At 45.8% G+C, this 6,537-nt stretch carries 10 protein-coding genes; 4 read left to right on the top strand and 6 right to left on the bottom strand.

Translation table 11 applies throughout. From position 1 onward, the window contains the following. Positions 1-4: 4 nt before the first annotated feature. From ON063_RS09790 to ON063_RS09775, 4 genes are all read right to left on the bottom strand, one after another. Positions 5-196, bottom strand: a complete 192-nt coding sequence (locus ON063_RS09790; RefSeq protein ID WP_214694888.1) for a hypothetical protein — start codon at positions 194-196, stop codon at positions 5-7. Positions 197-209: 13 nt separating this feature from the next. Next, on the bottom strand, positions 210-1,115 hold the full coding sequence (locus tag ON063_RS09785; protein WP_274665010.1) for a Gfo/Idh/MocA family protein: 906 nt from the start codon (positions 1,113-1,115) through the stop codon (positions 210-212). Positions 1,116-1,179: 64 nt separating this feature from the next. Beyond that, a complete protein-coding gene (locus ON063_RS09780; protein ID WP_274665009.1) occupies positions 1,180-1,902 on the bottom strand; it encodes an anti-sigma factor in 723 nt (240 codons plus the stop codon). Then, positions 1,899-2,459 carry an RNA polymerase sigma factor gene (locus ON063_RS09775; RefSeq protein ID WP_274665008.1) on the bottom strand — a complete coding sequence of 187 codons (561 nt, stop codon included), beginning with the start codon at positions 2,457-2,459 and terminating at the stop codon, positions 1,899-1,901. Before ON063_RS09775 ends, ON063_RS09780 begins: the two co-directional genes overlap by 4 nt. 398 nt (positions 2,460-2,857) lie before the next feature. On the opposite strand from ON063_RS09775, the gene ON063_RS09770 reads away from it, so the two are divergent. Further along, positions 2,858-3,658 carry an HAD family hydrolase gene (locus ON063_RS09770; RefSeq protein ID WP_274665007.1) on the top strand — a complete coding sequence of 267 codons (801 nt, stop codon included), beginning with the start codon at positions 2,858-2,860 and terminating at the stop codon, positions 3,656-3,658. Here ON063_RS09770 and ON063_RS09765 read toward each other — a convergent pair. Both ON063_RS09765 and ON063_RS09760 read right to left on the bottom strand, forming a co-directional pair. Next, complete coding sequence (locus tag ON063_RS09765) at positions 3,604-3,909, bottom strand: RNA polymerase sigma factor (protein ID WP_214694874.1); 306 nt, start codon at positions 3,907-3,909, stop codon at positions 3,604-3,606. The two genes, ON063_RS09770 and ON063_RS09765, sit on opposite strands and share 55 nt — an antisense overlap. 156 nt (positions 3,910-4,065) lie before the next feature. After that, positions 4,066-4,281 carry a hypothetical protein gene (locus ON063_RS09760; RefSeq protein WP_274665006.1) on the bottom strand — a complete coding sequence of 72 codons (216 nt, stop codon included), beginning with the start codon at positions 4,279-4,281 and terminating at the stop codon, positions 4,066-4,068. A 128-nt stretch (positions 4,282-4,409) separates the two neighbouring features. Between ON063_RS09760 and ON063_RS09755 the strand changes: the two genes are divergently transcribed. The 3 genes from ON063_RS09755 to ON063_RS09745 all read left to right on the top strand — a co-directional run bounded on the left by ON063_RS09755 (position 4,410) and on the right by ON063_RS09745 (position 6,451). Further along, positions 4,410-4,643, top strand: a complete 234-nt coding sequence (locus ON063_RS09755) for a hypothetical protein (protein WP_214694870.1) — start codon at positions 4,410-4,412, stop codon at positions 4,641-4,643. Beyond that, entirely contained in the window at positions 4,640-4,840 is a 201-nt protein-coding gene (locus tag ON063_RS09750) for a hypothetical protein (RefSeq protein ID WP_274665005.1), read from the top strand. The genes ON063_RS09755 and ON063_RS09750 overlap by 4 nt, the downstream gene beginning before the upstream one ends. Positions 4,841-4,990: 150 nt before the next feature. Continuing rightward, entirely contained in the window at positions 4,991-6,451 is a 1,461-nt protein-coding gene (locus tag ON063_RS09745; protein WP_274665004.1) for a UDP-N-acetylmuramoyl-L-alanyl-D-glutamate--2,6-diaminopimelate ligase, read from the top strand. Positions 6,452-6,537 lie beyond the last annotated feature (86 nt).

Genomic DNA, 6,537 nt, shown 5'->3' with positions numbered 1-6,537 from the left:
TTTATTAAAATCCATGATGATCGAGCTTGTCTTGTTCGCGTTTCATTTCAAGTTCAAGACGTTGAATGGCGAGTTTCTCTTCTTCGATTTTCAGGCGACGTTCTTCGACACGAGCTTCTCTCGTTTTGATAATCGTATTGGCACCGACCGACGAAACGACGATTACCATGACCATGACGTAGAAAAAGAAATCCATGTGTTTCCCTCCTTTACTCGAAACATTTTGTGACAAGTCGCTGCGTCTCTAGCGCAACGCGACCGTCTGTTTGAATCGGTGTATTATCGATGAGCGCTGAAATGAAGTGGTCAATCGCCCCTTGGAAACCACGTTGGGTGAGTGTCGGGTCCCACGATCCGAACGTCTCTACTTCATGTCGTCCATCGTTGAAACGATGTAGCGTGAACATCTCGTCGACGGATAGTCGTTCTCCGTCACGGACGATGGAGACGTGCTCATGGTTCGCTCCAGCCGAACGATGCATCGATGTCGTATGCATCCCATACTCGTCTTGCCACACATGACGGGCGAAGCGAAGTTCTTGCTTGTCATTGACCTCGAGTTGACCCGAGACGAGTCGAAGCTCGTTGCCGGCGAGAAAGCGTAACGTATCAACGACATGCAAATAATCGTCGAGAAGGGTGAACATCGCATCCTGTGGACCAACATCGTTCTCCCGATGTTTCACCACATCGATCATATGTGAAGGTGATTCTTCTTGGAGACGTCTATACATCGGGGCAAAGCGTCGATTGAACCCGACCATCAATTTGCGGCCGAGTCGCTCGGCTAGTTCGACGAGTTGTTCCGCCTCATCCAATGTTGCGGCGAGGGGCTTATCCACGTAAACGTCGACCCCGCGTTCTAGTAAATACGCGACGACGTCATAATGAGTTTCAGTTGAACTATGTACGAATGCCGCATCGACCGATGAGGCGAGTTCCTCTAACATGTCGAACGAGGTCATCCGATACGTTCGGCAAATCTTTTCCCGCTTCGATGTGTTCGGAGAAAATGCACCGATTACATCAATGAGGGGGTGGTTCGCGAGAATCGGTAAATACGCTTTTTGGGCGATGTTTCCGAGTCCGACAATCCCGATTTTAGGTTTTTGCATCCCATTCACTCCTTTGGTCCATCATGACAAAAAAACCGGACAGCATATGTGTCCGGTTGAAGGATTAAAGGCTAGCACTTAACACGATTTCGCCTTCTGGTGTCTCGTTGCCACGATTCGGTTCTTTTGTGACGGCGACTGTATCCCAGTCGACATCGACTTCATCCGAGTCGAGCGTATAGATGACCGTCCCGTTACCCTTATCGTCTGTGACGAAGGCACCGGTAGGAATTGGGGAACCATCTTTTAACAGCCACACTTGGTACACTTCATTGTCGTCGAGTGAGGTTAAGCCGTTCGTTTGAACAATCAATTGTGTTGTACCATCCTGTTCTGCAAGATAAACGGTTCCTTCAGACTCACCCTCAAGTGGAATGGTTTCAGTCAATGCGATGCCGGGTGAATCGGATTGATTGGTAAGCAGATACCCGTTTCCGATCAAAGAGAGCAGGAGCGCCGCCGCGAGCGCAACCATTCCCCAAACAGGTACTTTCCGTTCTCGTTTCTGTTTGAACGGTGTGACGGGTGGAGCGGATTCGGATGTCACGGACGATGTAACGGGTTCGTTGTCTTCTTCTTCGAATACACGATCGAGGACACGTGCTTTCATGCCTCGGGGTGGTTCAATCGGAGTAGACAAGAACGCGACGCCACCGACAAGTGCTTCGAGTTGCTCAAGCTCTTCTTGACAATCTTTACACGATGCTAAGTGTTGTTCGAATTTCTCTCGTTCATCTTCCGATAAATGTTGGTTGAAATAGTCAATCAATTGGTCGCATGCGTTCATTGTTCTACCTCCTTTCCGATGAATTCATGGGATAACTGTTTCCTCAGTTGCTTCAGCGCCAGTCGAATCCTTCCTTTCACTGTACCAAGCGGAATGCCACATGCATCAGCAATCTTTTGCTGACTTAACCCTTGGAAGTACATGAGTCGGACGACTTGCTGTTGTTCGGCCGGCAGTGTCGCCATGGCCGTCTCGATTTGAGCGCGTTCTTCTTGCCACTCCACTTCTTTTTCAACAGATGGTGACTCAGAAGGAATGGCCTCGGCATACGATTCGTCTAGTTGTAAATCAGGTTTACGCTTTCGAATCAAGTCGATGGCCACGTGACGGCTCATCGTAAAGAGCCAAGACCTGAACTTGCCTTTCGAATCATCATAGACGCCACCGCCGCGCCACAACTTGATAAATACTTCCTGCATGGCTTCTTCGGCTAAGTCGCGATCTTTTGTCAGCTGTAAAACAAAAGCATATAAAATTCGTTCATACCGATCATACAATAATTCGAGCGCTTCTTTGTCTTTTTGCCTGACACGCTCATATAACTCTAAATCAGTCATAACATACTCCTTTGCGCAGAAGGGATGTCCCTTGTATTGATCTAACGTACAAAACAGAAAAATGGATGACTATTTTGTGTGACTATTTATTGAACATGATGATGACTGGACTGGAAGCTTTGTATAAATGAACAAACGTAATTTTTCTGAAAGGATATAGGCAATGACACTTAACCCAATGGATGTCATTAGCATCAATCCGATTGCGATTAAGGAAGAGCTTACTGTCGCCCAAAAGAAATATGAGCGGATGCCAAAAAGAAAAGCAAATACAATGAAACATCCTGTGATCAGGCTACTCATTTGGCAATAGGTTTGAGAGATTCGTTGAATCATAAGATGCCTCCTTTGTTTCATTGTACTATAGGAGAAAGAGAAAACGATAAGGAGACGATAGAATGAGACGATTTTCACACGAGGGACGTACACTCGTTTGTTTTGACTTTGATGAGACCTACTTTCCACATGCGTGTTCCGCTACCCAACTAGCCTCCGTCCGTCGACTCGAGGATTTTTTGGAACAACATTCGTCACACGTGTCGACGATGTGGGTGACGGGTAGTTCTCTTGAATCGTTGCACGTGAAAGTAGAGCGAGCGAATCTTCGCTTTTGGCCACACCGCATCGCCTCGAGTCTCGGCACAGAATTATATCGAATCGAGACGGACGGAACGTTCGTTGAGGACAAGGTCTATCAAGACCTATTTCCGAGCGATTTTGTATCGCGTGTGGAACGCATCGTGTCACAGATAGGACAGATGCGTATTCAATTAGATGAACAGCCGGGGAATGGGATGAGACCTTGGCTTCGAAGTTACTATGCCCGCGACCAAGTCGGGTCATGGAGAGAAACGCTTCGGATGCTGACAGATTCAGCTGGCATCGCAGTCAATATCAGTCAATGTAATCCGAACGCAGGTGATCCGGCTGATGCATTTGATATCGATTTTTACCCGATCCATGCCGGGAAAGTCTCAAGTATTGAATATGTATGTGCCACTTCTTCTTTTGTACGAGAAGATACATATGCTTTTGGAGACAGCGGGAATGACCTGAACATGTTGGCACATGTGGGGAACGGATACTTGGTGAACAACGCGACCGAACAGGCGAAGCGGTTACATTCAAAGGTGACAAAAAAACCTTATGCGGAAGGTATTTTAGAAGTGCTCGAGGCGGATGTTTCTTCGTTCATCTGATAAATGATGTGTTCTAAAGAACGGATCAGGGTTTCACGAACGGTTTCTGTATGAGGTTCAAATTTGAGACGTTGTTGCCAGACACGACAAAATAAATCAGTCAAAGCCGCTTCTGCAGTTGCAGGGCGGTTATTTAAATGAAGCGCGTATCGATAGAGTAAGTTTTCATAACGGGCATATAAGTGTTCTAGGGCTTGTCGATTTTTTAAACGAATTTGATCGATTAGGCGCTCGTCGAGTGTAGGAAGCATATGCAACTCCTTTCTTATGGAGTGAAGGGATCAACGATGAAAGAATCAGGAACTTTAATCAGATAAAGCATCCTTTCTGTTCTTTCACTCATTTGCTCTCATTCAAACCAAGGAATATGAAAAATAGCGGTCGAATATGCAATACCCATCAACGATTCAAAACGTGTGATAACAATTTGGACACGTCTGCGCATCTCCCGGCGCGCGTTTAAATGACGTTTTGCACTTCGGGCAAGTGACGGTTTCACTCTGTTGATTGAACAAACTGCCACGGTTGAATAAAATATTTCGAAGGTTGGGTAATGCCAGTGCGGCGAAAATCATCGCGCCGAATAAAAAGGCCGCTAAAACGAGTAATAAAACGTAGGTCATCGTCTTCTTTCCTTTCCTGTTGAATTTCTTCCATCATAATCGAAATTTACATATGCGAACAGCTTATCAATAGAAATGAGAACAAATGTTCTGTATACTTATACTAAATAAAAGGAGGGGAAAACAGGATGAGAGAAGAATTGTTACGATGGATGCGTTCGGGTCTGGTCACAGAAATGGTATATGTTGATCGACATGGAGTGTTTTCGAAGCGGCGGGTCAAATTGATGAAAGTGCAGGGAGAACATGTCGTGGCGTGGGATTTGAATAAACGGGCCAGACGAACATTTCGAATCGAACAAGTTCTTGCCTGTCTTCCCATCAACGAACGATTTAGAAAGCGGAAGGTGGAGATCGGATGATTGCCTTACCGAAATTGGCTGCACCAGCCAAAAGAGCCTTGATGTCAAAAGGAGTCAACTCCTTAGATGACTTATGTAGCTATACGCGTCGTGAAGTAAAGAATTTTCATGGCGTTGGCCCTAATGCCATGCGCGTCTTGCAAAACGAGTTAACTAAACATCATCTAACATTCAAAAGAGAGGAACCTAGTACGTGAATGAAACGTCTAGGTTTTTTTCGTGAAGTGATTGCTTTTCATTGAAAACGGGAAGTAATATATTTGTCATCTCAATTGCCGTTAAAATCTAGTAACATGACGATAAGGTTTATACACCTAGCGACACCCATGAGAAAGGACGTACACAGCATGAGAACGAAACGTTTATCCGCCATTTTACAAAATGAGATGGATGACATAAAGCTTGATCCATGGGTGACCGGAGTCGAAACGGATTCCAGAAAGGTCAGTTCAGGGAATGTCTTTATTTGTATTCGTGGCTACACGGTTGACGGGCATAAGTTTGCGGAAGACGCCGTGACCAATGGTGCGAGTGCGGTCATCTCAGAATATCCACTCGATCTCGATGTACCGAATGTGGTTGTTGCCGATACGAAGCAGACAGCAGGAGCGGTTGCGAGTACTTTTTATGATCATCCGTCTCATCGGATGCGTATATATGGTGTGACAGGAACGAATGGAAAAACAACGACAGCGACATTGACATATGATTTATTGCGTCTCTCTGGACTTCGTGCAGGGATTGTCAGTACAATCGGTGCCCGTTTCCACAATCAAACGATTGAAACGGCCAATACGACCCCAGAAGCCGTCGTCTTACATCGTATTTTAGCGGATATGGTTGATGCAGGTGTCACGGACTGTGTACTTGAAGTGTCATCTCATGCATTGATGGAGGGACGTGTGGCCGGAATTCACTTTCATGCGGCCGCATTTACGAATTTGACGCATGATCATTTAGATTACCATCGTTCGATGGATGAATATGCTCGTGCAAAAGCACGATTGTTTGAACAGGTAGAAATGACAAATGGAGACGCAATCGTGTTAAACGCGGAAGACAAGGCGAGCCGAGTCATGTCCGAGTTTGCACCGACACGTCAAACCATTATGTATAGTACATCAGAGCAAATAGAGGCCGATATTCAAGTCATCTGGCGTGAGGATACGGTTCTTGTTCATATGAAAGAATTTAAGCTAGAAGTTCCCGTCCGGTTTATGGGCGCATTCAATGCCTCGAATTTGGCAGCGGCAATCGGACTTGTCTCCACTTCTGATATGGCACTTCGGACGATTGTCTCGAACGTACCAGGTCTTACGTTGCCAAAAGGACGTCTTGAGCGCCTCGATACAGAAGATGCCGAAATTTATATTGATTATGCACACACTCCGGATGGTCTAGAGAAATGCCTGTCCACGTTACAACAAGACGACCGATCTCTCGTCGTCGTCTTAAGTGCGGCAGGAGACCGTGACCCGACGAAACGTCAAGACATGGGTCGCATCGCGAGTCAATATTCAAACGACGTGATTGTTACTGTACATGACGTGCGTATGGAAGACCCGAAACAAATCATTGGCGATTTAGTCAAAGGGATCCAGCCGAACGTGAATTACGTGACGTTTGAAGCGAGAGAAGATGCGCTTCGTCATGCTGCGATGCAAGCATTAAAAGGGAAGCGAGTCGTTGTCGTCGGTAAAGGACATGACCACGTCGAGCGAATCGGTCGACATTCGATCCCGTTTAATGAATCGGATATTCTATTGGAAGAATTGAAAAAACAAAAAGGGCAGGAACCTGCCGTTTAACAAAACGATGACGTTTGTCATCGTTTTTTAATGTGTGAAAACCATCGATGAAGGTAATACATACTAATGTAGTAGAATTGAAGGAG

Source organism: Exiguobacterium sp. B2(2022), from assembly GCF_028823655.1.
Lineage (GTDB): Bacteria > Bacillota > Bacilli > Exiguobacteriales > Exiguobacteriaceae > Exiguobacterium > Exiguobacterium aestuarii_A.
This window is presented reverse-complemented; position numbering and strand designations above follow the sequence as displayed.

Coding starts and splice junctions, on each gene's coding strand:
- ON063_RS09745 (WP_274665004.1), top strand. CDS start 4,991: ATGAGAACGAAACGTTTATCCGCCATTTTACAAAATGAGATGGATGAC.
- ON063_RS09775 (WP_274665008.1), bottom strand. CDS start 2,459: ATGACTGATTTAGAGTTATATGAGCGTGTCAGGCAAAAAGACAAAGAA.
- ON063_RS09770 (WP_274665007.1), top strand. CDS start 2,858: ATGAGACGATTTTCACACGAGGGACGTACACTCGTTTGTTTTGACTTT.
- ON063_RS09750 (WP_274665005.1), top strand. CDS start 4,640: ATGATTGCCTTACCGAAATTGGCTGCACCAGCCAAAAGAGCCTTGATG.
- ON063_RS09785 (WP_274665010.1), bottom strand. CDS start 1,115: ATGCAAAAACCTAAAATCGGGATTGTCGGACTCGGAAACATCGCCCAA.
- ON063_RS09765 (WP_214694874.1), bottom strand. CDS start 3,909: ATGCTTCCTACACTCGACGAGCGCCTAATCGATCAAATTCGTTTAAAA.
- ON063_RS09755 (WP_214694870.1), top strand. CDS start 4,410: ATGAGAGAAGAATTGTTACGATGGATGCGTTCGGGTCTGGTCACAGAA.
- ON063_RS09790 (WP_214694888.1), bottom strand. CDS start 196: ATGGATTTCTTTTTCTACGTCATGGTCATGGTAATCGTCGTTTCGTCG.
- ON063_RS09780 (WP_274665009.1), bottom strand. CDS start 1,902: ATGAACGCATGCGACCAATTGATTGACTATTTCAACCAACATTTATCG.
- ON063_RS09760 (WP_274665006.1), bottom strand. CDS start 4,281: ATGACCTACGTTTTATTACTCGTTTTAGCGGCCTTTTTATTCGGCGCG.